A 23,077-nucleotide genomic window follows, 5' to 3' on the forward strand; every position below is an offset into this window, starting at 1 on the left:
TATCATGAAGCGGAGTAGAACGGAAGTGGGACGCTGGCGGATGCTGCGTCAGGCCAGTCGCCGTAAAGCGCGTTGGCTTGAAGGGCAATCGCGTCGGAATATGCGGATCCACTCAATCAGAAAGTGTGTCCTGAATCAGCAACGTAATTCGCTGCTGTTTGCGATCCATAGCCTCTGAGTGAACAGGGCACCGCATGCGGTGCCCAATGAACCTATCTTTCAGAACGTTTTCTTAAAAGGTTTCACCGACACCTGCGCGTAAACCCCAGCGGCAACATACGGGTCAGCCTCGGCCCAGGATTTCGCTTCTTCCAGTGAATCAAATTCAGCAATCACCGTTGAGCCGGTAAAACCTGCCGCACCCGGATCGTTGCTATCCACCGCTGGCATGGGGCCTGCAGTCAGGAGGCGTCCTTCGTCGTGAAGCAACTGTAGTCGTGCCAGATGCGCGGGGCGGACGGAAAGACGCTTTTCAAGTGAATTCTGATTATCTTGCGCGTAGATGACATAAAGCACGGATAGGGCTCCTTGTTCGGTAAAAGTGCTAAATACGTTATTTGAAAGGTCTCATTACTGCAACGCAAAGATGACAGCCTTGTTAAGGCCGTACGGTTGTCCGGGTGTTTTTGGGATAAAAATGGGGCTTATGGTGATGGCTTATTGAATATGATTGCTATTTGCATTTAAAATCGAGACCTGGTTTTTCAACTGAAACGATTATGACTTCAATGACCCTTGATTTACCTCGTCGCTTTCCCTGGCCGACGCTGCTCTCCGTTGGCATCCATGGCGCTTTAGTGGCGGGACTCTTGTATACCTCGGTACATCAGGTTATTGAATTGCCTGCCCCTGCGCAGCCCATCTCTGTAACAATGGTTTCGCCGGCCGATCTGGAACCGCCACAGGCTGTCCAGCCGCCGCCGGAACCGATTGTCGAACCTGAACCCGAGCCGGAGCCGATTCCCGAGCCGCCCAAAGAGGCGCCGGTTGTTATCGAGAAGCCGAAACCCAAACCGAAGCCAAAACCGAAACCGGTGAAAAAGGTGCAGGAACAACCGAAGCGTGATGTTAAGCCCGTTGAACCGCGCCAGGCGTCGCCATTTGAGAATACCGCACCTTCGCGTCCGGCCACCAGCACCGCGCCGGCAACCAGCAAACCGACGGTGAGCGTCCCGGCAGGTCCGCGAGCGTTGACGCGTAACCAGCCACAGTATCCGGCACGTGCTCAGGCATTGCGCATTGAGGGGCGGGTAAAAGTAAAGTTTGATGTCACGTCCGATGGACGGGTGGATAACGTACAAATTGTGTCAGCGCAACCGGCCAACATGTTTGAACGTGAAGTGAAGAATGCGATGCGCAGATGGCGCTATGAAGCCGGTAAACCGGGGTCAGGTCTGGTCGTGAATATTGTCTTCCGCCTGAATGGCACCACGCAAATCGAGTGATCGTGACGTGCTAAGAGAAAAGCCTCCGTTACGGAGGCTTTTTTGTGTTTATTGCGCCGGAAGCGGGCGGGGTTTACCTTCCGGATCCACGGCGACATAGATAAACAGCGCTTCTGTCGCTTTGTAGCGCTGGCCAATCGGCTCTGACGCCACTTTCTTCACCCAGACTTCAATATTGATGCTGATGGAAGTGGTTCCGCGTTTCACGCAGCGCGCGTAACAGCACACTACGTCGCCGACGGCGACCGGGCGCAGAAAACTCATTCCTTCCACACGGACGGTCACCACGCGACCATGGGCAATCTCTTTGGCCTGAATGGCTCCGCCAATATCCATCTGCGACATCAGCCAGCCGCCAAAAATATCACCGTTGGCATTGGTATCGGCAGGCATAGCCAGTGTGCGTAAAACCAGTTCGCCCTGTGGGGCGTGAGTTGTTGTTGTCATTGTAAAACCGACTGTAGATAAAAATTTCAGGCGCGATGCTACTATGATTTTAACACGGAGAACAGAGGGGAAACGCCCGCGAGACGGGCGTTTGGGTGGTTAGAATGACATTGTTACGCCGGCATAGTAAGCGCGTCCGGGTTCGTTATAGGTCGAGGCGCCATCGTTTTCACGATAGATCTGCTTGTCGAACAGGTTGCTGATCCCGGCGTTCAGGCGCAGATTTTTCGTCATCTGGTAATTAGCACCAAGTCCGACAACCGCATAGGCTCCAATCTCCTTATCCGACATCGCACCCGTTTCGTTGCGTGTTTCAGCATACTCGCGCGGCTTTTGTCGACCGTACTGCGTCCACTGTAGCTGCGTGGAGAGTTTGTCGTTCACCTGCCAGTCGAGCAGAGTATTAATGGTGTATTTCGGGATCACCGAGAGCGGGTTACCGGTGTCCTTGTTCTCGGATTTGATCATATACGTCGCGTTTGTGCGCCAGCTTAACGTCTCTGGTAGCAGAGGGATCACCACGTTACCTTCCAGACCTTCGACAATCGCTTTGCCGCCATTTTCCCATTGCAGGATGTTATTCCCATTAGAGGCATAACCGATAATATCGGTCCCGGCGACGATTTTGTTTTTATAGTCGTTACGAAACCAGGTGATTCCCGCATCCCAGCCGGCGTAATTAAATTCCAGGCCAATCTCTTTGTTGATACTGATTTCCGGGTCGAGATCCGGATTGCCCAGCAGATAACAGCTGCCGGTGGCGATAGTATTCGGACAACCATTGCCACGCGTTGAGAGCAAATAACCTTCGCTGGACTGATACAGGTTTGGCGCTTTAAAGACCCGCGCAATCCCGGCTTTCAGCTTGAACAGATCGCCCAGTTCCTGCGACATATTCAGACTGGGGCTCCAGTTGCTGCCAAATTCATCGTGATAGTCAAAACGGATCCCCGGAATAATATCCGTGCCAGGATGCGCTTCGATATTATCTTCCAGATAGATACCGGTGAGCGTGGCGCTATTTTTGGTACTGCGGCTGGACGCGTCACCGGAGACATTGCCAATTTGCACGCCAGATGCGCTGGTGGCCTGCATGGACGCCGGATCATTGAGTTCGTCACGGTTCCACTCCGCACCTAGCGTCAGGGTGTGATCAACCAGCCAGAAGACAGGGATGTTGAGCTCTCCGGAAGAACGATACGATTCCAGGCGGCTGGTGGCGTATTCGGTGTTATTGATCATACCTTCCACTTTGCCGGTCGAGCCTTCCTGCATCCGGGTGTTGTTGGTTTTTTCGTAATAGACGCCAAATCTGGACTGCCCCCAGTCCCAGATGCCGTTATGCGTCAGCCCCCATGACTGGCGATACATCCGGTTAGTTTCATCACCATAGAGAGAACTGATTAATCCGTCAGGACTGACGTTGCTGTTGCTGTACTGAGTATCTCCGGCGTAGATATTGCCCTGACGGCTGTAGCTGTAGTCAAAATCCACAATTTGCTGTGGCGTCAGTTTCCAGGAGAGCAGGGCATTGATGTCTTTATTGCGTACCCCTTCGCGCCCGGCGGCATAGGATCCATTTTGCTGGGTATTGATATCCGCCGCATCGGCGTCGGTTTTGTTGATGTTGCCGTACAGGCGCATGGTGAGAACATCGTCAATGAGCGGGCCACTCAGATTGATGTTCGCACGTTTAGTGGCACCTTCTTTGTTGTTCTCAGGCTGATTGGTATAAAGAGACAGCGAGCCATGCCAGTCGTTCGTGGGTTGTTTGGTGATGATATTGACTACGCCTCCTGCCGCGCCGGAACCGTAACGCGCTGCTGCCGGGCCGCGCAGAACCTCAATACGTTCGACCATCTCTGCCGGTACCCAGTTTGTGTCACCACGGGTATCACGCTCGCCGCGCCAGCTATAGCGCACCGAGTTTCGCGAGGTGACCGGTACGCCGTCAATCAGGATCAGCGTGTTCTCTGGCCCCATGCCGCGAATATCAATCTGACGGTTATTTCCCCGACTGCCGCTGGCGCTGTTGCCCGTAAGATTGACACCGGGCATGGTGCGAATGATATCGGAGAGATCGTTGACCGGCGGGGATTTTTCAATGTCTTTGGCGGTGATAATTGAAACACCGGGCTGTTGCTTGAGGGCTTCTTCTGCGGTGGCCTGGACGACCATCGTTTCACCGTCATTCATGACCTCGTCTGCGGCGAATGCATTTGCGCTTAATGCCGTGGCAATCAAAAGCGCCAGAGGGCGCGGCGAGATTTTTGTTATCGTATTCATCAACTGACATCCATATTGTTAAAATGCGATACGGAATATCAATGATAATTATTCTCATTACAATATTGTGAAGGCAATCTCCACAATATCTTCATGATTCATGCAATTTAGGGCAGGTACGTCAGAGAATGTGCAGAAAGAAAAACCAGGCCTATAGGCCTGGTTTGATGTAGGTTTATGATTTATCTTCTTGCGGGAGATGACGATAAATATAGACGCCGCTCAGCAGGGTAAAGATCAGCGTCAGTGCAGTGAGGCCGAACACCTTAAAGTTCACCCAGATATTTTGCGGCAGCCAGAAGGCGATGTAGATATTGGCAAGCCCACACAGAATAAAGAAGATGGCCCACGCGAGATTGAGCTTCGACCAGACGGGCTGTGGCAGGGTCAGTTCTTTACCCAACATGCGCTGGATCAGCGGTTTTTTCATGATCCACTGGCTAACCAGTAGCGCACCGGCAAACAGGCCGTAAATCACCGTTACCTTCCACTTAATAAATTCATCGTTATGGAAGAAGATGGTCAATCCGCCGAACACGGCAACCAGAACAAAGGTGATCAGCGCCATTTTCTCAACTTTGCGATAGCGAACCCAGCTGTAGATGAGCACGATAGCCGTTGCGACAATGAGCGCTGAGGTGGCCGCATAGATGTCATACACTTTGTAAAAAACAAAGAAGACAACCAGCGGTAAAAAATCAAGAAACTGCTTCATTCTTCGATTCCGTAATCAAACGCGTCGGGCATTTCTGCCGGCGACGCAGACAGGGTTATTGGCGAATCAACATATACAGACGGAACAGGTAGATGAGCAATATGGCGGAAATCAGATTGCTCAACGTATTCGCGATAACGGCGCCAACGTTAGGGTCAAGTGCAGCAAAGCTCGAAGCAAACAGCAACAGTAGCGTTTTTGCCAGCAACCAGCCCATTACCGCCGGGGCGACCAGCCGCATATTAGACCACGCCAGACGCATGCTGTTGCGCATTGCGGTGAATACACCCATTTTATCCTGCACCAGCATAATCGGCGCTAGCGCCAGCAGGATAGCCAACAGGATGCCAGGCACCACCACCAGCATAATGCCGAGTTGTACCAGTAGGGTCGTCAGTAAAATCAGGAGAAACAGACGCGGCAGGATCGGCGCACTGGCACCGATAGCGCGCAGGGCGCTAACGCGATGACCGGCTGAAATTAACTGAATCATCAGCAGTACACCACCGGCCAGGACGGCATTACCAATCAATCCTGAAAAGGTGGACGCTGCCGAGGCGCGCAACAGGATCTGCTGCTGCTCCGGCGTCATGTTTTGTACCAGTTCGAACAAGCCCACGCTTCCCGCAATATTATCCCCTTCACTCAGTTGCGCAATCTGCGCATCGCTGGGTGAGAAGGCATGCCCTAATACCACCGTGATGAACGCGCACAGCAGCGAGATCAGCAGGATGGTTAAAAATTGATTACGGAAAAAATTCCCGGTGTCACGGTATACGGACTGCGCCGTGATAGACATGCACTCTCCTTGAGTTCTGCAGGTGTTGTTAAGCGAACAATTGTACCCTGGATAACCGCGCAGTGGCAGCATCAAGGGGTGTATGGAAAAGCATATCTTTGTAAAGCCAGAGTAATTTGAACAACAAATCCACTGCGTGATGACGTTGCCACCACAAAAAACAAGAAAATACTTTCACACAGTAAATATTACAAAATTGATCTGAATACGAATAACCAGGATTTTGAATGCTACTTCTAACTTAATCTGGATCAATAAATGTTAAATTACACGGCCTAATGTGATCCAGGTTAGATCACTTATTACTCCAATGTAGGTATATTCGTGACGCATTTATAACCATAACGATGGAGCGGGTATGAAAAAGTTAACAGTGGCGGCATTGGCAGTAAGTACTCTTCTCTCCGGCAGCGTTTATGCGCATGAAGCTGGCGAGTTCTTTATTCGCGCCGGTTCGGCGACGGTAAGACCGACGGAAGGCGCCGACGGCACCTTAGGTCATTTAGGTGGCTTTAACGTCAGTAACGACACGCAACTGGGTCTGACATTCACTTACATGGCGACCGAAAACATCGGTGTTGAACTGCTGGCGGCAACACCATTCCGCCATAAAGTGGGCACGCAGGCGACCGGTGATATCGCCACCGTTCATCACCTGCCGCCAACCCTGATGGCGCAGTGGTATTTCGGTGATTCCAGCAGCAAGCTGCGGCCGTATGTCGGTGTTGGGGTTAACTACACGACCTTCTTTAATACTGACGTCAATAAGAATGGCAAAGAGACCGGCGTTTCCGATTTGAGTCTTAAAGATTCCTGGGGGGCAGCAGGTCAGGTTGGGATGGACTATCTGATCAACCGTGACTGGCTGATTAACATGTCAGTCTGGTATATGGATATCGATACCACCGCGGACTACAAGCTTGGTGGTGTTAAGCAACATGACGATATCCGCCTCGATCCGTGGGTATTTATGTTCTCTGCCGGTTACCGTTTCTGATTGTCCTAAAAAAAAGACCCCGTATTTACGGGGTCAACAGGGACATGACACACACGGTTTTATCGTTACACCTGCTTATGCTTTATCCTTTGGTTCGCCATCGCCCAGCTCAGCGCCGGTTAAGGGGTCTACGTTCGGATCGGACTGGGTTCGTTTTGCCATGGCTTTGACCATCGCCTGTTGCTCTTTAGTCAGTTTGACGGTCGCCAGGCCATCTCCTCCATCCACGGCAGGCTGTGGATCGGCAACGTAATCGAAATAGTCATCGCTGTTCCAGCTTCCACGCGGATCGTCGCCTTGCGACATGTTGTAATACACATTTGTGTATTGTTCGACCGGAGGCAGTTTGCCCGGCGGGAAGTTATTACGAATGGAGTAGAGCGCTTTTTCAAAGGAGAGCTGGTGTGCCGCTTCGCGCGTCATCAAAAATGCCAGTGCATCCTTAACACCGGGATCGTCCGTTACGTTGATCAGGCGCTCGTAGATGATTTTAGCGCGGGCTTCAGCCGCGATATTGGAGCGTAAATCAGCTGTCACTTCGCCAATCGTATCGATATACGCCGCAGTCCAGGGTACGCCGGCGGAGTTAGTCAGGGCCGGACCGCCGCCATACAGCAGCGAGGTAATATGGCTGTCATTACCATTTGCCGTTAAAGATCGGTAGAGTTCGGCTTCATTTTCCGTCCCCTCGGCCAAGGCGCCTTTTGCCCCTTTATTCAGCATCCCGACAAGGGAGCCGATAATTTCAAGGTGGCTGAGTTCTTCGGTCGCAATATCCATCAGCATCTCTTTGCGTCCTGCATCATCATCACTCAGGCCCTGAGTGAAGTAACGACATGCCGCAGCCAGTTCGCCCTGTGGGCCACCAAATTGCTCCAGCAAAAGATTCGCTAAACCAGGGTTAGGCTCGCTGACTCGCACCGTATATTGAAGTTGTTTAACGTGTCGAAACATTATGCCTCCTGATGTATTTGTTATTTTTTGGCTTCTACGCCGTCAGTTTCAGAACGCAGTAAAAATTGTTCTGTTGTTTGCGGAATATGCTTAATAAGCCAGTCAGCCATTTGTTTCTCTTCATTGAGAATAGATTCAATGGCCGGGATTGAGGCGGTATCGCCTGCTTTTTGCGCCGCAGCAAGCAGGGAGGTATAGCAGGCAATTTCGAATTGTTCAAAAACATAACCACTAATTGAACCTTTTACGATTTCATCAGATGGAAAAATACCACCAATGGATTGACCCAGCGCGGCCATTTTACTCATAGAGTCTTTAATTACAGAACGTGAGATATTATTGCGGTCGAGAATCTCTTCCAGAATCGTAATTTGATGTTTGGTTTCGCTAATATGCTGCTCAATTCTTGAGCGAAGATCAGGATAGTTATCGATACGACCCGCCATGGATTCCAGCATTGATTCGGCTTGTTTTTCCATAGCATGGGCGTCACGAAGCCAGTCATGATAATGTTCGATAGCATTCATTTGTAATGTCCTCTGGGAATGAATTAATTAAAAGTGAAGATTGAATAGCGGAAATAAAAATAAGTCAGGGTTTGTTTTGTGCTTTCTGATTAACATTGCCGACGGCTAAATCGGTCAATTTAATATCGGTTGCTTTCTCTTCTTCCAGGGTTTCGTTCAGCAGTTTCACTGCTTTGCGATAGCCCAGTTGCTCTGCGAGAGTGGCAAGGGTGCCGTAGCTGGCAATCTCGTAGTGTTCAACTTTCTGTGCGGCGGCAATAAGCGCAGCATCCCGCACTTCGTTTTTCTCGGTGCTCTCAATGACTTCATTCGCCTCTTCGATCAGCCCTTCCATAGCCACGCACTTCATGCGTTTTACTTTAATACCCGCTTCGGATTCAACGATCTGATCAATACGGTCAATTTGCCCCTGCGTCTCTTCAAGATGGGACTGAAATGCCTGGCTTAATTTTTCACTGGAGGCGGCTCTGGCTAATTTAGATAGCGCCCGAGTTAATTGTTTTTCTGCGCTGTAGGTGTCTGAAAGCAGGTGGATAAAAACATCTTCAACAGTTTTAATATTCATCTCTATTCTCCTCGGGATGATACTGCGAGTCAAAAGACTCGCAGCGTTAACGATAAATCTTAAAAATCATTAATAAGAAGGTCATTACGATTTATCGGACTTATTTCCGCCGCGACTGTTTTGGCCGCCTTTTTTACCTGCTTCAGAAGCACGTTGCGGATCGTTTTTAAAATTACCACCGCTATGCTGACCACCTTTACGGCCTGCTTCTGATGCTTTCTCACGATTCTCGGCGAAATTTCCAGAACCACCACGATGTTCGGCCATGTTATTTCTCCTGTTTCGTTAGTAAACATAAGTGTTAATTTGTGACCGGTGTCGGTACCTTTCTAAAATTAGTTGCTATCACGAGATAGTCAAATTTTTACGGATTTGTCATGCGGGGAGGAATATAATGTGTTGCAGCCATCAAAAATAATAATACTGTTCTTTAAAAATGAGCGAGTTAACGCTTTATAGTTCACTTTTCTATTAATAACATAGGGTATCATAATGTGTGGTTATATTAATAACGTTAATGATATTGACGTAAATTTACGTTTATATGGGTGGGTTGACATTGTCAATAATCATGAGAATGTCCCTTTAAGAATATTCCTGGTCGCAGATCTGAAAGATCGTTCTGAGGACGAAAGCAGCAAAAACCGCTCATTTAACCTGATGACAGGTTAACGCTGAGTGACTGGCAACACGTAAAACGGTGCAGGTAGACTAAAATTGTTTGTGGTGGGCCGTTCTACCCATTAGTCGTCAGGCAGAAGGGCGAGATTCTCCCCTATGACCTGTACTGTACAGGTAAAATCGAATACCGTAGTGATAACAGCGTGTTGATGCTCAGGGTGCCTTGGTGAAAATTGTGCAGGACAGTTTAAGAAACAGACAGGCACTTATGATCTCAGCGCTAATCACGCTGCTTTTTACGTCGCTTTTCCTGTTTATTATTTATGAACAGCGACTGGCGGCGGTCAATGAAGGGATGAACCGCCTGCAAACGCGGATGCTTGATATCTTTAATGATAATGAAATGATCGCGGATGCCACCGGTGTGCGTTTTAGACAGATTAAAACCGCCAGACAGTGTGGTGAAATGAAGCAATTTATCCCCCGTGGAGAGGCCTGGGGAATTAACGCCGACAGCAAACGTATTCATTCGGCATCAGGGGCGATGGTGGCTCGCCAACCGAGGCTTGATGCCCTGTGCATGTTTGCGGCCGCAGAATTTATTCGCAGCAGGGTGAATGCGCTCAATCCAGGGAATTTCGATGCTCATCGCTATATTATTGCCGATGATGCGAGCTATTTTTACTGGTTTACCCCCGCTGATGCCAAAGCGTTTGATTATCGTACGTCTGAAATGGCGAGAAATATTTCCAGTTTCTTTCTCCCTCCCGTCGATTTTTATACCCGTCTGCTTGAAAAGAGCGTCAAAACGAAAGCCCTAAGCTCCACGGATTTTTATGACGATAAAATCACTGATGATAAAGCCTTCAGTGTTGTGAGCTATATTTATGACCTTTCTGGCAATGAGATTTCCGACCATATTGTGGGCTACCTGGTTTACGATCATGCGAAGCCAGAACTTCAGGAGGCATTACGCGACGCCTTTGATGGACAGGTGCCGCACGGGCTAAACGTTTCGCTGGTTAATACCCTGAATCAGCAGTCGCTTTGCCTGTCGGGGGAGTGTAAGGAACGCCCGGAAATCGCCTTCAAGGTGCTCTCCGAGAAGTATGTCATTCACTACGCTATCTCGCTCAGTGGTTTTGCAATGCATGATACTCAGGCGGGGCTGCTGATTTTGATGGCGCCGTTCTTCTTTGTGCTGATCATGATGGGGCTAAAGTCCTGGCTGAATGAGAGCGATCTAAAAATCTACATTGACTCGCTGACGGGGTGCTTCAACCGTAAAATTCTCGACATTATCAAACGACGGGATCTCTCGAAAAGCGCGGTGGTGCTGGTTGATTGCAATAAATTCAAGGCAATTAACGATACCTGGGGGCACGTTGCGGGCGACCGGGCGTTACAGATCATTGCCAACCGGATGTTGTCTAACACCCGCACCAGTGACGATCTGGTGATTCGCACGGGTGGAGATGAATTTGTGATAGTCCTGTATCACGCGAGAACGGCCGATGCGGTTGCTATCGCGGAGCGTATTGCCAGCCAAATCAATGCGTATCAGTTTATCGTGCAGGATACACTTGTGCCGCTCTCCATCTCCTGGGGCGTTGCCGAAGTGACCGAAGGAATTGATGATGCCATTCAGTATGCGGATGGCGAGATGTACAAAATGAAGCAGGCCAGGTAATAAGACCGCCAGCGGGAGTCTGGCGGTCCAGCTGTCTTACCGGCGGGTCGCGGCCTTGAGTCCGCTAACGAAAGCCTTCAACTCTGTGAGCATCTGCTCGGGGTGCCCAACATTCTTTTCAATGATTTTGACGATTGCGGAACCGGAGATTGCACCGGCAGCGCCTGCCTCAATGGCGGCCGAAACCTGGTCCGGCGCCGAAATACCAAAGCCCTGCAAAGAAGGCGCGGCGTTGTACTCTTTCAGTTTTTCCACCAGATGATGCAATGGCAGCGCGGCGCGGTTTTCTACGCCTGTCACGCCCGCGCGCGACAACAGATAGGTATAACCCCGGCCATAAGAGGCAATCTGGCGCAGCAGATCATCATCGGCATTTGGCGGACAAATAAAGATCGGTGCAATGTTGTGGCGTAGTGCGGCCTGGCGAAATGGCGCAGATTCTTCTACCGGCACGTCGGCAACCAGCACGGAGTCGACGCCGACCTTTTCACACTGTGCGTAAAACGCGTCAATACCTTTGCTGAACACCAGATTCGCGTACATCAACAGACCAACAGGAATGGTTGGGTGCTTTTCACGGATGGCGGCCAGCATCTCAAAGCAACGGGTCGGCGTGACGCCAGCGGCAAACGCACGCAGCGTGGCGCTCTGAATGGTCGGACCATCCGCGAGCGGATCGGAGAAGGGGATGCCTAACTCCAGCGCATCCGCACCCGCTTCAATCAAAGCATCGATGATTTTCAGCGACTGCTCTACGCCCGGGTCGCCGAGTGTGACGAAGGGGACAAAGGCACCTTCCTTGCGATCGTTCAGTTGTGCAAACAGGCTTTCATAGCGTTCCATCAGATTTCCCCTCGCGCTTTCAGAATATCGTGTACCGTGAAGATGTCTTTGTCACCGCGACCGGAAAGGTTAACCACCAGCAGTTGCTCTTTTTCCGGATCTTCACGCATCATTTTCAGCGCGTGGGCCAGGGCGTGTGACGACTCGAGCGCCGGAATAATGCCTTCGTGCAGACAGAGCGTTTTAAAGGCGTCCAGCGCTTCATCATCGGTAATCGACACGTAATCGGCGCGACCGATGCTGTTCAGATACGCATGCTGGGGCCCGACTGACGGGAAGTCGAGACCCGCAGAGATGGAGTAGGACTCCTCGATCTGCCCCTCTTCGGTCTGCATCATTGGCGCTTTCATGCCGAAATAGATCCCGACGCGACCGTGCTTCAGCGGCGCGCCGTGTTCACCGGTTTCAATCCCGTGGCCACCCGGTTCTACACCAATTAGCCCAACGTCTGGCTCATTAATAAAATCGGCAAACATCCCGATGGCGTTGGAACCGCCGCCAACGCAGGCGATCACCGCATCCGGCAGGCGACCCTCTTTTTCGAGGATCTGCGCTTTGGTTTCTTCGCCAATCATGCGCTGAAATTCACGTACAATGGTCGGGAACGGGTGCGGGCCTGCTGCGGTGCCGAGCATGTAGTGCGCGGTTTCGTAGCTACCAGACCAGTCACGCAACGCCTCGTTACAGGCATCTTTCAGCGTGGCAGAGCCACTGTGTACCGGGATCACTTCGGCACCCATCAGGCGCATACGGAAGACGTTCGGCGACTGGCGTTCAACATCCTTCGCCCCCATGTAGATACGGCATTTCAGGCCGAGCAGGGCACTGGCGAGTGCCGAAGCCACCCCGTGCTGGCCGGCGCCAGTTTCCGCGATAATCTCGGTTTTGCCCATCCGTTTTGCCAGCAGCGCCTGACCTAGCACCTGGTTGGTCTTATGCGCGCCACCGTGCAGCAGATCTTCACGCTTCAGGTACAGCGTGGTATTGGTCCCGGCGGTAATGTTCTGACATTTAGTCAGCGCGGTGGGACGCCCCGCGTAGTTCTTCAGCAGGTCGGTGAACTGGGCCTGAAACTCGGGATCTTTTTGCGCACTGACAAACGCGTCTTCCAGTTGACGCAGAGCGGGCATCAGAATCTGCGGCACATACATGCCACCGAATTCACCAAAATAGGGATTGAGTAATGTTGTCATGTCCTTTTCCTTAATATGCGCGCAGTGTCTGAAATACCGAGGCCAGAAGGCGTGCATCTTTGATGCCCGGCTGTGACTCTACACCAGAATTAAAATCGAGACCGGCACAGCCGGTTTTAGCCGCATCGACGCAGTTATCCGCACCAAGACCACCCGCCAGCAACACGTTATCCAGCGACTGTCCTTGCAGTAACGACCAGTCGAAACGCTGACCGCTGCCGCCCTGGCCGTTATCCAGCACGTATTTGTCGACATGCTGATAATCGCGGGCCGGGAGGGTGTCACCGACGCTCAGCGCTTTCCAAATCTGTACGTTTTCAGGCAGCGAGGCGCGCAGCGCATCAACATACGTCTGGTCTTCGCGGCCATGGAGCTGTACGGCTTTCAACGAAAGCTGTGTCGCTTTTTCACAGACGTCGGCGATGTCGTGATTACGGAATACGCCAACATACTGTAGTGGAGCGGCGGACTGTACATCGCGGGCCTGTTCAATGCTGACAAAACGGGGTGAAGAAGGGACAAAAATGAGTCCACCATAGATCGCGCCAGACTCGCAGGCGGCTTTGGCATCTTCCGGACGCGTCAGGCCACAGACTTTATTTTCGCCAAGCAGAACACGACGTACGGCGGCGTTAAGATCGTCATGCGCCATAAGTGCCGAACCAATCAGGAAACCATTGGCAAAATGGCTCAGTTCACGGACCTGGGCGTAGGTGTTGATCCCCGATTCGCTAATCACCGTTACCCCCTGACCCAGTTTTGGTGCCAGTTGACGCGTACGATTTAAGTCAATCGACAGGTCGCGCAGGTCGCGGTTGTTAATCCCGACCACTTTCGCGCCGAGCGCTATGGCGCGCTCCAGTTCGGCTTCATTACTGACTTCCGTCAGCACGCCCATGTTCAGACTGTGCGCCACGGCAGAAAGCTGGCGATACTGCTCGTCGTCGAGTACCGAAAGCATCAGCAGGCAGGCGTCGGCCTGATAATGGCGCGCAAGGTAAATCTGGTAAGGGTCGATAATAAAGTCCTTACACAAGATCGGCTGCGGCGCATTGCGGCTCACGATTGGCAGGAAATCAAAGCTGCCCTGGAAATATTTCTCATCGGTCAGAACGGAAATGGCGGAAGCGTAATGCTTATACACGCCGGCAATCCGCGCCGGATCGAAATCATCGCGGATCACGCCTTTAGACGGGGAGGCTTTCTTACACTCCAGAATAAAGGCCGTACGTGCGCCCTGTAGAGCGTCGTAAAAGTGACGCGTGCTGGGCTGAACATCGTTCTGAAAACTGGCCAACGGCTGTTGCTGTTTGCGGGCTTCCACCCAAATCGCCTTGTCTGCGACGATTTTCGCTAAAACGGTTTGCATCATTTACCCTCTTGCCGCCAGAGCGGTGACTCGGTCATAAGCGGAACCACTGTGCAATACCTCGAGAACGGTTTGCGCATTAGCCTTGAGATCTTCTTCACCATGCAGTCGCATTAACATTGCGACGTTTGCGGCAACGGCTGCCTCATGGGCGGCGTCACCTTTACCTTGTAGTAAGCGTGTCAGAATGTCACGATTTTCTTCCGGCGTACCGCCTGCCAGCTGTTCCTGGTGGTAGGGGGTCAGGCCAAAGTCGTCCGCCGTCAGCTGATAGCTTTTGATCTCGCCGTTATGCAGTTCCGCCACAATGGTCGGCGCATGCAGGGAGACTTCATCCATTCCGCCGCTGTGTACGACCGCAGCGCGCTGGTAACCCAGTACTCGCAAGGTTTCGGCAATCGGCAGAACCAGCTCAGGGCTGTAGACGCCAATCAGCGCCAGCGGCGGATGCGCCGGGTTAATCAGCGGCCCCAGCACATTGAACAACGTGCGGGTCTTCAACTGCTGGCGTACCGGCATTGCGTGGCGGAAACCGGTGTGATATTTCGGGGCAAACAGGAAACAAACGCCCAGGTCGTCCAGCGCCTGACGCGATCTGTCGGCATTCATGTCGAGGTTAATCCCAAAGGCGGCCAGCAGGTCCGACGAACCGGATTTACTGGAAACGCTGCGGTTGCCGTGCTTTGCCACCTTCAGGCCGCAGGCCGCCGCGACAAATGCGCTGGCGGTAGAAATATTAATGCTGTTACTGCCGTCGCCGCCGGTACCGACAATATCGGCGAACAGATAGTCAGGGCGCGGGAACGGTGCGGCGTTTTCCAGTAAGGCGGTTGCCGCACCCGCAATCTCATTCGGATGCTCGCCGCGAATCTTCATGCTGACCAGCGCAGCCGCCAGCTGTTCCGGTTTCAGCTCGCCGCGTACGACGGCGGAGAACAGCTGATGGCTTTCCTGCTGGCTCAGGGTCTGTGCCTGATACAGTTTTTCGAGGATCGGCTGCAGCGTATTGGTCGGCTCCAGCTTCTGCTGCGCCCAGGCCAGCGTCTGTTCGAGCAGACGCGCACCCTGGGTGGTCAGAATGGATTCCGGGTGGAACTGTAAACCACACACGCGATCGGCGTCGTGACGTACTGCCATCACCATGCCGTTAAAATGGGCGTTAATGGTCAGGCCTGCGGGAATGTTACTGCCGATCAGCGAGTGATAGCGGGCAACCGGCAACGGATTTGTCAGACCGGCAAACATTGCCTGTCCGTCGTGTTCAATGCTGGACGCCTTGCCGTGCAGGATCTCGCCGGCCTGGCCAACATAGCCGCCGTAAGCTTCGACAATCGCCTGGTGACCCAGACAGATGCCGATAATCGGCAGTTTGCCGCGCAGACGGGTCAGCAGTTCTGGCATACAGCCTGCTTCGCTGGGGACGCCTGGGCCAGGAGACAGCACCAGCACCGGGTTCTTCATGGTAGCCAGACGTTCAATCAGGGTCTGAGCCGGAATATGGTTACGGTAAATCACCACGTTATGACCGTTGGTACGCAGCTGATCTGCCAGGTTATAGGTAAATGAGTCGATGTTGTCGAGCAGCAGAATGTCAGCCATCAGAAAGTCTCCTGTGCGTGGTGCGCAGTGGCAATGGCACGCAGAACCGCGCGCGCTTTATTACGGGTTTCATCGGCTTCTGACTGGGGAACAGAGTCGAGCACAATTCCGGCGCCTGCCTGAACGGTGGCAATACCGTCTTCCACCAGCGCGGAACGGATCACGATGCAGGTATCCAGATCGCCGTGTGCGGTGAAGTAACCGACGGCGCCGCCGTAGCTGCCGCGTCGACGGCCCTCGGCTTCGGCAATTAACTGCATCGCCCGTACTTTCGGCGCGCCGCTCAGGGTACCCATGTTCATGCAGGCTCGGTAGGCGTGCAGCACGTCGAGATCGCTACGTAATTCGCCGACGACGCGAGAGACCAGGTGCATCACGTAGGAGTAACGGTCAACTTTGGTCAAGTCTGCGACATAGCGACTGCCCGGCGTACAGATGCGGGCGAGATCGTTACGCGCCAGGTCAACCAGCATCAGGTGTTCAGAAAGCTCTTTATGGTCGGTGCGCATTTCCAGTTCAATGCGGCTGTCGAGATCGCGGTCCAGCGAACCGTCAGCGTGACGGCCACGAGGGCGCGTACCGGCGATCGGGTAAATTTCAATCTGACGGCTGGTGGCATCATATTTCAGCGAACTTTCCGGTGACGCGCCAAACAGGGTGAAGTCGTTGTCCTGCATGAAAAACATGTACGGGCTGGGATTACTTTTCTTCAGTACATAATAGGCAGCCAGCGGCGACGGGCAGGGCAGCGAGAAGCGGCGGGAGGGGACGACCTGGAAAATTTCACCGGCGCGAATCGCTTTCTGCATCGAGCGAACCACCGCCCCAAATTCTTCATCGCTCTGATTACATTCGCAACGCATCTGCGGTACGGAAACGACCGGCAGCGGCGGCGCGGGTTCCGTCAGTTGCTGGCTCAGACGCGCCAGACGTGCAGTGAGGCGTTGCTTCTCAGCGTCGTTATCGCTGAACAGACTGGCCTGAATGCGGGTACTTTGTTTCTGGTGGTCGATCACCATTAGCGTTTCCGCCAGATAGAAACAGTAATCCGGGCAGCGGTTTCCAGCCTCAAGCTGGGGTAAATCTTCAAAGCCAGCAACCAGATCGTAGGCAAACAGGCCGCCAAAGAACATCGCTTCGCGCTCTTGTGCCGGAACGGTAACCAGTTCCTGTAACAGGCGGAAGGCGTCAAAGACCGAGAGTGCGCACAAACGCGCGTCTTCGTCTAATAATGGGCTAACCGGCGGGAAACGTAGCACGCGACCCGCGTCCTGCTGCGTATTCTCAACGCCCGCAGGCAGTGCGGCGTCCAGCAGCGGCAGCAGTACCGCGCCATTGTCGGTTAAGGCCTGAATAGTGACAGTGTCACCGATAGCGGTAATACGCAGTGCGCTATCCACCAGTAACAGGCTTTTGAGGTCGTCTTTGCTGTCGATATCCGCCGATTCCAGCAGCAGCGTTGCCGGACGGTCGCCACAAACCTGATGGAATAACTCCGTCGGGTTTTTGCGATAGGCGGCATCGCAGGTAAGGAGTTCGAGTGTCGGTTTTGATGTCTGCATGGTTATTCTCATTAATTTTGTTCAAAAAAAAGCCCGCTCTGTTGGCGGGCCGGGTATCTGGTGGCGATCTACACGCGAAATACACTGCCCTAAATCAGGAAGTGCGCCACCCACCGTGCAGAACAAACGTTGCTTTCATTTCGATACCCTTTTGCTTGTGAACTTTCGTACTAGTTAACTAGTTCGGTGGGTTATTGTCAACACCTGATTTCAGTAAATTTGTCGGAACCGTTATGATGCACAGGAAAGACTATTTTTGAGAGACGGGAGTTCGCCTTGAGCGACACGAATTATGCAGTGATTTACGATCTGCACAGTCACACTACGGCATCCGATGGACGACTGACGCCAGAAGCGCTGGTCCACCGCGCCGTCGAAATGCGTGTTGGCACGCTGGCGATTACTGACCATGACACCACAGCCGCGATTCCTGCGGCAAGCGAAGAAATTTCACGTTCTGGCCTTGCGCTGAATCTGATCCCCGGCGTTGAGATCTCAACGGTCTGGGAGAATCACGAAATCCATATTGTGGGTCTGAACATCGACATTGAAAATCCGGCGATGTGTGCGTTTCTGGCGCAACAGACGGAACGTCGACAGCAACGGGCGCGACTCATCGCTGACCGACTGGAAAAAGCGCATATCACCGGCGCATGGGAAGGGGCATTGCGCCTGGCCGATGGTGGTGCGGTGACTCGCGGGCATTTTGCCCGTTATCTGGTGGAGTGCGGCAAAGCGACCACTCTGGCGGATGTGTTTAAAAAGTATCTCGCGCGTGGGAAAACAGGATATGTTCCGCCACAGTGGTGTACAATAGAACAAGCTATTGATGTCATTCATCATTCTGGCGGTAAGGCGGTACTGGCTCATCCAGGGCGGTATGACCTTAGCGCTAAGTGGCTGAAAAGGCTGGTGGCGTATTTTGCGCAACATCGTGGTGATGCGATGGAAGTCGCGCAGTGTCAACAGTCTCCCAATGAGCGCACGCAACTGGCCACGCTCGCCCGCCAGCACCAGCTGTGGGCATCGCAAGGTTCTGACTTTCATCAACCTTGTCCGTGGATCGAGTTGGGACGCAAGCTCTGGCTGCCTGCTGGCGTTGAAGGCGTCTGGCAGACGTGGGAGCAGCCGCAAAACACCACAGTGAGGGAAGTATGAGCCAGTTTTTTTATATTCATCCTGATAACCCACAACAGCGCCTGATCAACCAGGCGGTTGAGATTGTGCGTAAGGGCGGGGTGATTGTGTATCCAACCGATTCCGGCTACGCGCTCGGTTGTAAAATTGAAGATAAAGGCGCGATGGAACGGATTTGCCGTATTCGCCAGTTGCCGGATGGGCACAACTTCACGCTGATGTGCCGCGACCTGTCCGAGTTGTCGACCTATTCGTTTGTCGATAACGTGGCCTTTCGTCTGATCAAGAACAATACGCCGGGTAACTACACCTTCATCCTGAAAGGCACGAAAGAGGTGCCGCGCCGGTTGTTGCAGGAAAAACGTAAGACCATTGGCCTGCGCGTGCCGTCAAACCCGATCGCGCTCGAACTGCTGCAGGCGCTGGGCGAGCCAATGCTCTCTACCTCGCTGATGCTGCCAGGCAGTGAATTTACCGAGTCCGATCCGGAGGAAATTAAAGATCGTCTGGAAAAACAGGTCGATCTGATTATCCATGGCGGTTATCTGGGCCAGCAGCCCACAACGGTGATTGATTTAACCGATGACTCCCCGGTTGTCTTGCGCGAAGGCGTCGGAGACGTTAAACCTTTCTTATAAGGACGCAACTCGGTATACTACGCGGCCTTAAAATGGCGCTGAGAAGCGCCGTTGATTCTCCTGTTCGACGCCTGTGAAGGCGACACCTGAAGGAAGCTCTATGAGCGAAAAGTTACAGAAAGTGCTGGCGCGTGCTGGCCACGGCTCCCGCCGTGAAATTGAATCTATCATTGCAGCAGGTCGTGTCAGCGTTGACGGCAAAATTGCCACGCTGGGCGATCGCGTTGAAGTGACTCCCGGTCTGAAAATTCGTATCGACGGCCACTTGATATCGGTGAAAGAGTCGGCGGAACAAATTTGTCGCGTTCTGGCGTATTACAAGCCGGAAGGCGAATTGTGTACGCGTAACGACCCGGAAGGTCGTCCCACGGTCTTTGATCGCTTACCGAAACTGCGCGGTGCGCGCTGGATTGCGGTAGGGCGTCTGGACGTTAATACCTGTGGTCTGCTGCTGTTCACCACCGATGGTGAACTGGCAAACCGTCTGATGCACCCGAGCCGTGAAGTTGAACGTGAATACGCGGTGCGCGTCTTCGGCCAGGTTGACGATGCCAAACTGCGCGATTTGAGCCGTGGCGTGCAACTGGAAGACGGACCGGCGGCATTCAAAACCATCAAGTTTAGCGGTGGCGAAGGGATCAACCAGTGGTACAACGTCACCCTGACCGAAGGGCGAAACCGTGAAGTCCGTCGACTGTGGGAAGCCGTTGGCGTGCAGGTAAGCCGTCTGATCCGCGTGCGCTACGGTGATATTCCATTGCCGAAAGGTCTGCCACGCGGCGGCTGGACAGAACTGGATCTCGCACAGACCAACTATCTGCGTGAGCTGGTGGAACTGGAACCGGAAACTACCTCAAAAGTGGCGGTAGAGAAAGATCGTCGCCGCATGAAGGCAAATCAGATTCGCCGTGCGGTGAAACGCCATAGCCAGGTGAGCGGCGGTCGTCGTGCTGGCGGACGTAACAACAACGGTTAACGCTTTTGTAGGCCTGATAAGCGTAGCGCCATCAGGCAATTGCGCGGTGCCGGATGGCACCGCAAACGCCTTATCCGCCCTGCTTCAGTAATCGATACCCATTTGGGCTTTAACCCCTGCCTCAAAGGCATGCTTGACCGGGCGCAGTTCACTGACGGTATCGGCCAGCTCAAGAATGTCCCGATGGCAGCCGCGACCGGTAATGATCACCGTCTGGTAAGACGGGCGCGCATTCAACGCGCTAATCACCTCTTCAAGGGGCAGATAGTCATACGCCACCATATAAGTCAGCTCGTCAAGCACCACCATGTCCAGTTGCGGATCGGCAAGCATGCGTTTGCCGTGCTCCCATACTGCCAGACAGGCTGCGGTGTCGGCTTCGCGATTTTGCGTCTCCCAGGTAAAGCCGGTCGCCATCACCTGAAATTCTACGCCGTGTGGCTCCAGCAGGTTACGCTCGCCGTTGGGCCAGGTTCCCTTGATAAACTGCACCACGCCGACCTTTTTGCCGTGTCCTACTGCGCGAGTGGCGGTACCGAAGGCGGCGGTGGTTTTACCTTTTCCGTTGCCGGTAAAGACAATCACGATGCCGCGCTCGTCCTGGGCCTGGGCTACCCGGGCGTCAACCCGGTCCTTCACGCGCTGCTGGCGCTGTTGATAGCGTTCTTCACTCATTGGGCGATTCCTGGTTTGCGGCCCGGTTGGGCGTCGAAGGTCATGCCGGTTTTACGGCGGCTGTCATCGCCCATTAGCCACAGGTACAGCGGCATAATATCGGCGGGTGTTTTGAGCTTTTGCGGATCTTCCGTCGGAAAGGCGTTGGCGCGCATGCCGGTGCGGGTACCGCCTGGATTGATGCAATTCACGCGCAGCGGATGGTTTTGGTACTCATCTGCCAGCACCTGCATCATGCCTTCGGTGGCAAATTTTGAGACTGCGTAGGCGCCCCAGTTAGCACGACCCTGTTGGCCCACGCTGGAGGAGGTGAACACCAGCGATCCGGAATCTGACTTAAGTAATAAAGGAAGCAATGCCTGGGTCAGCATAAACGTCGCATTGACATTGACCTGCATCACCTGTTGCCAGACCTGCGGGTCTTGCTCGATCATCGGACAGACCTCGCCCAGTAAACCGGCATTATGCAAGACGCCGTCCAGACGCGGATACTGTGCGGCGATGCGCTGCGCCAGTTGATGACAGTCATTGGCGGTGCAGGTTAGCAGATCGAGAGTAAACCACGGTGACTGTCGATCCGTTTGCCGGGCAATGATGTCGGCGACGTGACGCAGTTTCTCATCATTACGGCCAAGTAAAATAACGTTGGCGCCGAAGCGCGCATAGGTCAGGGCTGCTTCGCGGCCAATGCCGTCACTGGCGCCGGTCACCAGAATATTGCGATCCTGCAGGAGGTCTTGTTTCGGTTGATAATGCATGGGGACTCCTCGGCGACATGCCTGGTCGCTCTGCTTCTCGTTAGTGTGTCGGGTTTATGCCTGAAACAGGAGCCAATTTCAATCAGCCAACGGCGATAACGCCCTAAAATGAACACTTTGTCATACTTTTGTTCATCCGCATATCTCGCAAGACGACGCATTACGCCTGATGTACACTGAGCCGATGCTAAGTTGTTTAACCAAGGTGGGACGTGTGGAATTGTTGTCTGAATATGGGTTGTTTTTAGCAAAAATCGTCACCGTTGTGCTGGCTATCGCGGTGATTGCCATCATTATCGTGAATGTTGCCCAACGTAAGCGCCAGCGTGGCGAACTGCGGGTTACCAACCTCAGCGAACAATATAAAGAGATGAAGGATGAACTGGCGATGGCGCTGTTGGATAGCCATCAACAGAAACTCTGGCATAAAGCGCAAAAGAAAAAGCACAAGCTGGAAGCGAAAGCCGCGAAAGTGAAAGCCAGACAGGGCGACAGCGGTACATCAGACAAGCCGAATGTCTGGGTACTGGATTTTAAAGGCAGTATGGATGCCCACGAGGTCAGTTCGCTGCGTGAAGAGGTGACGGCTGTACTGGCGGTTGTAAAACCGCAGGACCAGGTGGTGGTGCGTCTGGAAAGCCCTGGTGGTGTTGTCCACGGCTACGGCCTTGCCGCATCACAACTGCAACGCTTACGCGATAAGAAAATCCCGTTGATCGTAACGGTGGATAAAGTCGCGGCGAGTGGCGGCTATATGATGGCCTGCGTGGCGGACAAAATTGTCGCCGCCCCCTTTGCGATTGTTGGTTCGATTGGCGTGGTCGCGCAGATCCCCAACTTTAATCGTTTCCTGAAAGGAAAGGATATCGATATCGAGTTGCATACTGCCGGACAGTACAAGCGGACATTGACGCTGCTGGGTGAGAACACCGAAGAAGGGCGGCAGAAGTTTCGCGAAGATTTGAACGAAACCCATCATCTGTTTAAGGATTTCGTGCATCGCATGCGTCCCTCTCTGGACATTGAGCAGGTTGCAACCGGTGAACACTGGTATGGGCAGCAGGCGCTGGAGAAAGGCCTCATTGATGAGGTCAACACCAGCGATGAGGTGATCCTGGGGCTGATGGAAGGGCGTGAGGTGCTGAACGTTCGTTATCTACAGCGTAAAAAGTTAGTGGATCGAGTGACAGGGAGTGCCGCTGAAAGTGCCGACCGTCTGCTGCTGCGCTGGTGGCAGCGTGGACAAAAACCGCTGATGTAAAAAGGTATTAACGAAAAACG

Annotated in this window: 24 protein-coding genes and 1 other annotated feature; of the genes, 8 read left to right on the forward strand and 16 right to left on the reverse strand. The window is 53.1% G+C overall.

The window, feature by feature from the left end:
• Positions 1 to 4: 4 nt before the first annotated feature.
• Positions 5 to 178, forward strand: coding sequence for a YciY family protein (locus tag KE671_RS14085; protein ID WP_086512586.1), 174 nt, complete (start codon positions 5 to 7; stop codon positions 176 to 178).
• A 41-nt stretch (positions 179 to 219) separates the two neighbouring features.
• On the opposite strand, the gene KE671_RS14090 is transcribed toward KE671_RS14085, so the two are convergent.
• Positions 220 to 516, reverse strand: a complete 297-nt coding sequence (locus KE671_RS14090) for a YciI family protein (RefSeq protein ID WP_046481037.1) — start codon at positions 514 to 516, stop codon at positions 220 to 222.
• Positions 517 to 728: 212 nt separating this feature from the next.
• Here KE671_RS14090 and tonB point away from each other — a divergent pair, with 212 nt between their 5' ends.
• On the forward strand, positions 729 to 1,445 hold the full coding sequence (gene tonB, locus KE671_RS14095) for a TonB system transport protein TonB (RefSeq protein WP_206163702.1): 717 nt from the start codon (positions 729 to 731) through the stop codon (positions 1,443 to 1,445).
• Between the two features lie 48 nt (positions 1,446 to 1,493).
• On the opposite strand, the gene yciA is transcribed toward tonB, so the two are convergent.
• The 4 genes from yciA to KE671_RS14115 form a co-directional block, all read right to left on the reverse strand.
• On the reverse strand, positions 1,494 to 1,892 hold the full coding sequence (gene yciA / locus KE671_RS14100) for an acyl-CoA thioester hydrolase YciA (RefSeq protein ID WP_206163440.1): 399 nt from the start codon (positions 1,890 to 1,892) through the stop codon (positions 1,494 to 1,496).
• 99 nt (positions 1,893 to 1,991) lie between these two features.
• The gene (locus KE671_RS14105; protein WP_206163441.1) at positions 1,992 to 4,178 is read right to left on the reverse strand and encodes a TonB-dependent siderophore receptor; all 2,187 of its coding nucleotides are present in this window, start codon (positions 4,176 to 4,178) and stop codon (positions 1,992 to 1,994) included.
• 175 nt (positions 4,179 to 4,353) lie between these two features.
• Positions 4,354 to 4,893: a septation protein A gene (locus KE671_RS14110; RefSeq protein WP_046481035.1), complete on the reverse strand. Its 540-nt coding sequence runs from the start codon at positions 4,891 to 4,893 to the stop codon at positions 4,354 to 4,356.
• A 55-nt stretch (positions 4,894 to 4,948) separates the two neighbouring features.
• Entirely contained in the window at positions 4,949 to 5,692 is a 744-nt protein-coding gene (locus KE671_RS14115) for a YciC family protein (RefSeq protein ID WP_206163442.1), read from the reverse strand.
• Between the two features lie 358 nt (positions 5,693 to 6,050).
• On the opposite strand from KE671_RS14115, the gene ompW reads away from it, so the two are divergent.
• Complete coding sequence (gene ompW, locus KE671_RS14125) at positions 6,051 to 6,689, forward strand: outer membrane protein OmpW (protein WP_206163443.1); 639 nt, start codon at positions 6,051 to 6,053, stop codon at positions 6,687 to 6,689.
• A 75-nt stretch (positions 6,690 to 6,764) separates the two neighbouring features.
• On the opposite strand, the gene KE671_RS14130 is transcribed toward ompW, so the two are convergent.
• From KE671_RS14130 to KE671_RS14145, 4 genes are all read right to left on the reverse strand, one after another.
• Positions 6,765 to 7,643: a manganese catalase family protein gene (locus tag KE671_RS14130; protein WP_206163444.1), complete on the reverse strand. Its 879-nt coding sequence runs from the start codon at positions 7,641 to 7,643 to the stop codon at positions 6,765 to 6,767.
• Between the two features lie 20 nt (positions 7,644 to 7,663).
• A complete protein-coding gene (locus KE671_RS14135; RefSeq protein WP_043000521.1) occupies positions 7,664 to 8,170 on the reverse strand; it encodes a ferritin-like domain-containing protein in 507 nt (168 codons plus the stop codon).
• 64 nt (positions 8,171 to 8,234) lie between these two features.
• The gene (locus tag KE671_RS14140; RefSeq protein ID WP_206163445.1) at positions 8,235 to 8,735 is read right to left on the reverse strand and encodes a ferritin-like domain-containing protein; all 501 of its coding nucleotides are present in this window, start codon (positions 8,733 to 8,735) and stop codon (positions 8,235 to 8,237) included.
• Between the two features lie 84 nt (positions 8,736 to 8,819).
• Complete coding sequence (locus KE671_RS14145; protein ID WP_044257720.1) at positions 8,820 to 9,002, reverse strand: general stress protein; 183 nt, start codon at positions 9,000 to 9,002, stop codon at positions 8,820 to 8,822.
• Between the two features lie 580 nt (positions 9,003 to 9,582).
• Here KE671_RS14145 and KE671_RS14150 point away from each other — a divergent pair.
• Positions 9,583 to 11,046: a GGDEF domain-containing protein gene (locus KE671_RS14150; protein WP_206163446.1), complete on the forward strand. Its 1,464-nt coding sequence runs from the start codon at positions 9,583 to 9,585 to the stop codon at positions 11,044 to 11,046.
• 36 nt (positions 11,047 to 11,082) lie between these two features.
• Here KE671_RS14150 and trpA read toward each other — a convergent pair whose 3' ends face one another.
• From trpA to trpE, 5 genes are read right to left on the reverse strand one after another with little or no spacing between them, the layout of a single operon-like run.
• Positions 11,083 to 11,889: a tryptophan synthase subunit alpha gene (trpA, locus tag KE671_RS14155; RefSeq protein ID WP_206163447.1), complete on the reverse strand. Its 807-nt coding sequence runs from the start codon at positions 11,887 to 11,889 to the stop codon at positions 11,083 to 11,085.
• Positions 11,889 to 13,082: a tryptophan synthase subunit beta gene (trpB, locus tag KE671_RS14160; protein ID WP_206163448.1), complete on the reverse strand. Its 1,194-nt coding sequence runs from the start codon at positions 13,080 to 13,082 to the stop codon at positions 11,889 to 11,891. Before trpB ends, trpA begins: the two co-directional genes overlap by 1 nt.
• A 10-nt stretch (positions 13,083 to 13,092) precedes the next feature.
• Positions 13,093 to 14,451 (reverse strand): bifunctional indole-3-glycerol-phosphate synthase TrpC/phosphoribosylanthranilate isomerase TrpF, encoded by a 1,359-nt coding sequence (gene trpCF, locus KE671_RS14165; RefSeq protein WP_206163703.1) that lies wholly within the window; start codon positions 14,449 to 14,451, stop codon positions 13,093 to 13,095.
• A gap of 3 nt (positions 14,452 to 14,454) precedes the next feature.
• Positions 14,455 to 16,050 (reverse strand): bifunctional anthranilate synthase glutamate amidotransferase component TrpG/anthranilate phosphoribosyltransferase TrpD, encoded by a 1,596-nt coding sequence (gene trpD, locus KE671_RS14170; RefSeq protein ID WP_206163449.1) that lies wholly within the window; start codon positions 16,048 to 16,050, stop codon positions 14,455 to 14,457.
• The gene (trpE, locus tag KE671_RS14175; protein ID WP_206163450.1) at positions 16,050 to 17,612 is read right to left on the reverse strand and encodes an anthranilate synthase component I; all 1,563 of its coding nucleotides are present in this window, start codon (positions 17,610 to 17,612) and stop codon (positions 16,050 to 16,052) included. Before trpE ends, trpD begins: the two co-directional genes overlap by 1 nt.
• A 23-nt stretch (positions 17,613 to 17,635) precedes the next feature.
• Positions 17,636 to 17,730 (reverse strand) — a sequence feature (Trp leader region).
• Between the two features lie 158 nt (positions 17,731 to 17,888).
• On the opposite strand from trpE, the gene rnm reads away from it, so the two are divergent.
• The 3 genes from rnm (at position 17,889) to rluB (ending at position 20,363) form a co-directional block, all read left to right on the forward strand.
• Positions 17,889 to 18,770: an RNase RNM gene (rnm, locus tag KE671_RS14180; RefSeq protein WP_206163451.1), complete on the forward strand. Its 882-nt coding sequence runs from the start codon at positions 17,889 to 17,891 to the stop codon at positions 18,768 to 18,770.
• The gene (locus KE671_RS14185) at positions 18,767 to 19,387 is read left to right on the forward strand and encodes an L-threonylcarbamoyladenylate synthase (RefSeq protein WP_061077676.1); all 621 of its coding nucleotides are present in this window, start codon (positions 18,767 to 18,769) and stop codon (positions 19,385 to 19,387) included. The genes rnm and KE671_RS14185 overlap by 4 nt, the downstream gene beginning before the upstream one ends.
• 100 nt (positions 19,388 to 19,487) lie before the next feature.
• Positions 19,488 to 20,363: a 23S rRNA pseudouridine(2605) synthase RluB gene (gene rluB, locus KE671_RS14190; RefSeq protein ID WP_043000531.1), complete on the forward strand. Its 876-nt coding sequence runs from the start codon at positions 19,488 to 19,490 to the stop codon at positions 20,361 to 20,363.
• Between the two features lie 84 nt (positions 20,364 to 20,447).
• Here rluB and cobO read toward each other — a convergent pair whose 3' ends face one another.
• Together cobO and KE671_RS14200 are read right to left on the reverse strand one after the other, a co-directional pair.
• The gene (gene cobO, locus KE671_RS14195) at positions 20,448 to 21,038 is read right to left on the reverse strand and encodes a cob(I)yrinic acid a,c-diamide adenosyltransferase (protein WP_206163452.1); all 591 of its coding nucleotides are present in this window, start codon (positions 21,036 to 21,038) and stop codon (positions 20,448 to 20,450) included.
• Positions 21,035 to 21,796 (reverse strand): YciK family oxidoreductase, encoded by a 762-nt coding sequence (locus tag KE671_RS14200; RefSeq protein WP_206163453.1) that lies wholly within the window; start codon positions 21,794 to 21,796, stop codon positions 21,035 to 21,037. The genes cobO and KE671_RS14200 overlap by 4 nt, the downstream gene beginning before the upstream one ends.
• Positions 21,797 to 22,010: 214 nt before the next feature.
• Here KE671_RS14200 and sohB point away from each other — a divergent pair, with 214 nt between their 5' ends.
• Positions 22,011 to 23,057, forward strand: coding sequence for a protease SohB (sohB, locus tag KE671_RS14205; RefSeq protein ID WP_206163454.1), 1,047 nt, complete (start codon positions 22,011 to 22,013; stop codon positions 23,055 to 23,057).
• Positions 23,058 to 23,077: the final 20 nt, after the last annotated feature.

Source organism: Citrobacter amalonaticus (assembly GCF_018252635.1).
GTDB classification, from domain to species: Bacteria; Pseudomonadota; Gammaproteobacteria; order Enterobacterales; family Enterobacteriaceae; genus Citrobacter_A; species Citrobacter_A amalonaticus_E.

Coding starts and splice junctions, on each gene's coding strand:
- KE671_RS14105 (WP_206163441.1), bottom strand. CDS start 4,178: ATGAATACGATAACAAAAATCTCGCCGCGCCCTCTGGCGCTTTTGATT.
- KE671_RS14200 (WP_206163453.1), bottom strand. CDS start 21,796: ATGCATTATCAACCGAAACAAGACCTCCTGCAGGATCGCAATATTCTG.
- trpD (WP_206163449.1), bottom strand. CDS start 16,050: ATGGCTGACATTCTGCTGCTCGACAACATCGACTCATTTACCTATAAC.
- rluB (WP_043000531.1), top strand. CDS start 19,488: ATGAGCGAAAAGTTACAGAAAGTGCTGGCGCGTGCTGGCCACGGCTCC.
- trpA (WP_206163447.1), bottom strand. CDS start 11,889: ATGGAACGCTATGAAAGCCTGTTTGCACAACTGAACGATCGCAAGGAA.
- trpCF (WP_206163703.1), bottom strand. CDS start 14,451: ATGCAAACCGTTTTAGCGAAAATCGTCGCAGACAAGGCGATTTGGGTG.
- KE671_RS14110 (WP_046481035.1), bottom strand. CDS start 4,893: ATGAAGCAGTTTCTTGATTTTTTACCGCTGGTTGTCTTCTTTGTTTTT.
- cobO (WP_206163452.1), bottom strand. CDS start 21,038: ATGAGTGAAGAACGCTATCAACAGCGCCAGCAGCGCGTGAAGGACCGG.
- KE671_RS14145 (WP_044257720.1), bottom strand. CDS start 9,002: ATGGCCGAACATCGTGGTGGTTCTGGAAATTTCGCCGAGAATCGTGAG.
- yciA (WP_206163440.1), bottom strand. CDS start 1,892: ATGACAACAACAACTCACGCCCCACAGGGCGAACTGGTTTTACGCACA.
- trpE (WP_206163450.1), bottom strand. CDS start 17,612: ATGCAGACATCAAAACCGACACTCGAACTCCTTACCTGCGATGCCGCC.
- KE671_RS14085 (WP_086512586.1), top strand. CDS start 5: ATGAAGCGGAGTAGAACGGAAGTGGGACGCTGGCGGATGCTGCGTCAG.
- tonB (WP_206163702.1), top strand. CDS start 729: ATGACCCTTGATTTACCTCGTCGCTTTCCCTGGCCGACGCTGCTCTCC.
- trpB (WP_206163448.1), bottom strand. CDS start 13,082: ATGACAACATTACTCAATCCCTATTTTGGTGAATTCGGTGGCATGTAT.
- KE671_RS14135 (WP_043000521.1), bottom strand. CDS start 8,170: ATGAATGCTATCGAACATTATCATGACTGGCTTCGTGACGCCCATGCT.
- ompW (WP_206163443.1), top strand. CDS start 6,051: ATGAAAAAGTTAACAGTGGCGGCATTGGCAGTAAGTACTCTTCTCTCC.
- KE671_RS14185 (WP_061077676.1), top strand. CDS start 18,767: ATGAGCCAGTTTTTTTATATTCATCCTGATAACCCACAACAGCGCCTG.
- KE671_RS14130 (WP_206163444.1), bottom strand. CDS start 7,643: ATGTTTCGACACGTTAAACAACTTCAATATACGGTGCGAGTCAGCGAG.
- KE671_RS14140 (WP_206163445.1), bottom strand. CDS start 8,735: ATGAATATTAAAACTGTTGAAGATGTTTTTATCCACCTGCTTTCAGAC.
- KE671_RS14115 (WP_206163442.1), bottom strand. CDS start 5,692: ATGTCTATCACGGCGCAGTCCGTATACCGTGACACCGGGAATTTTTTC.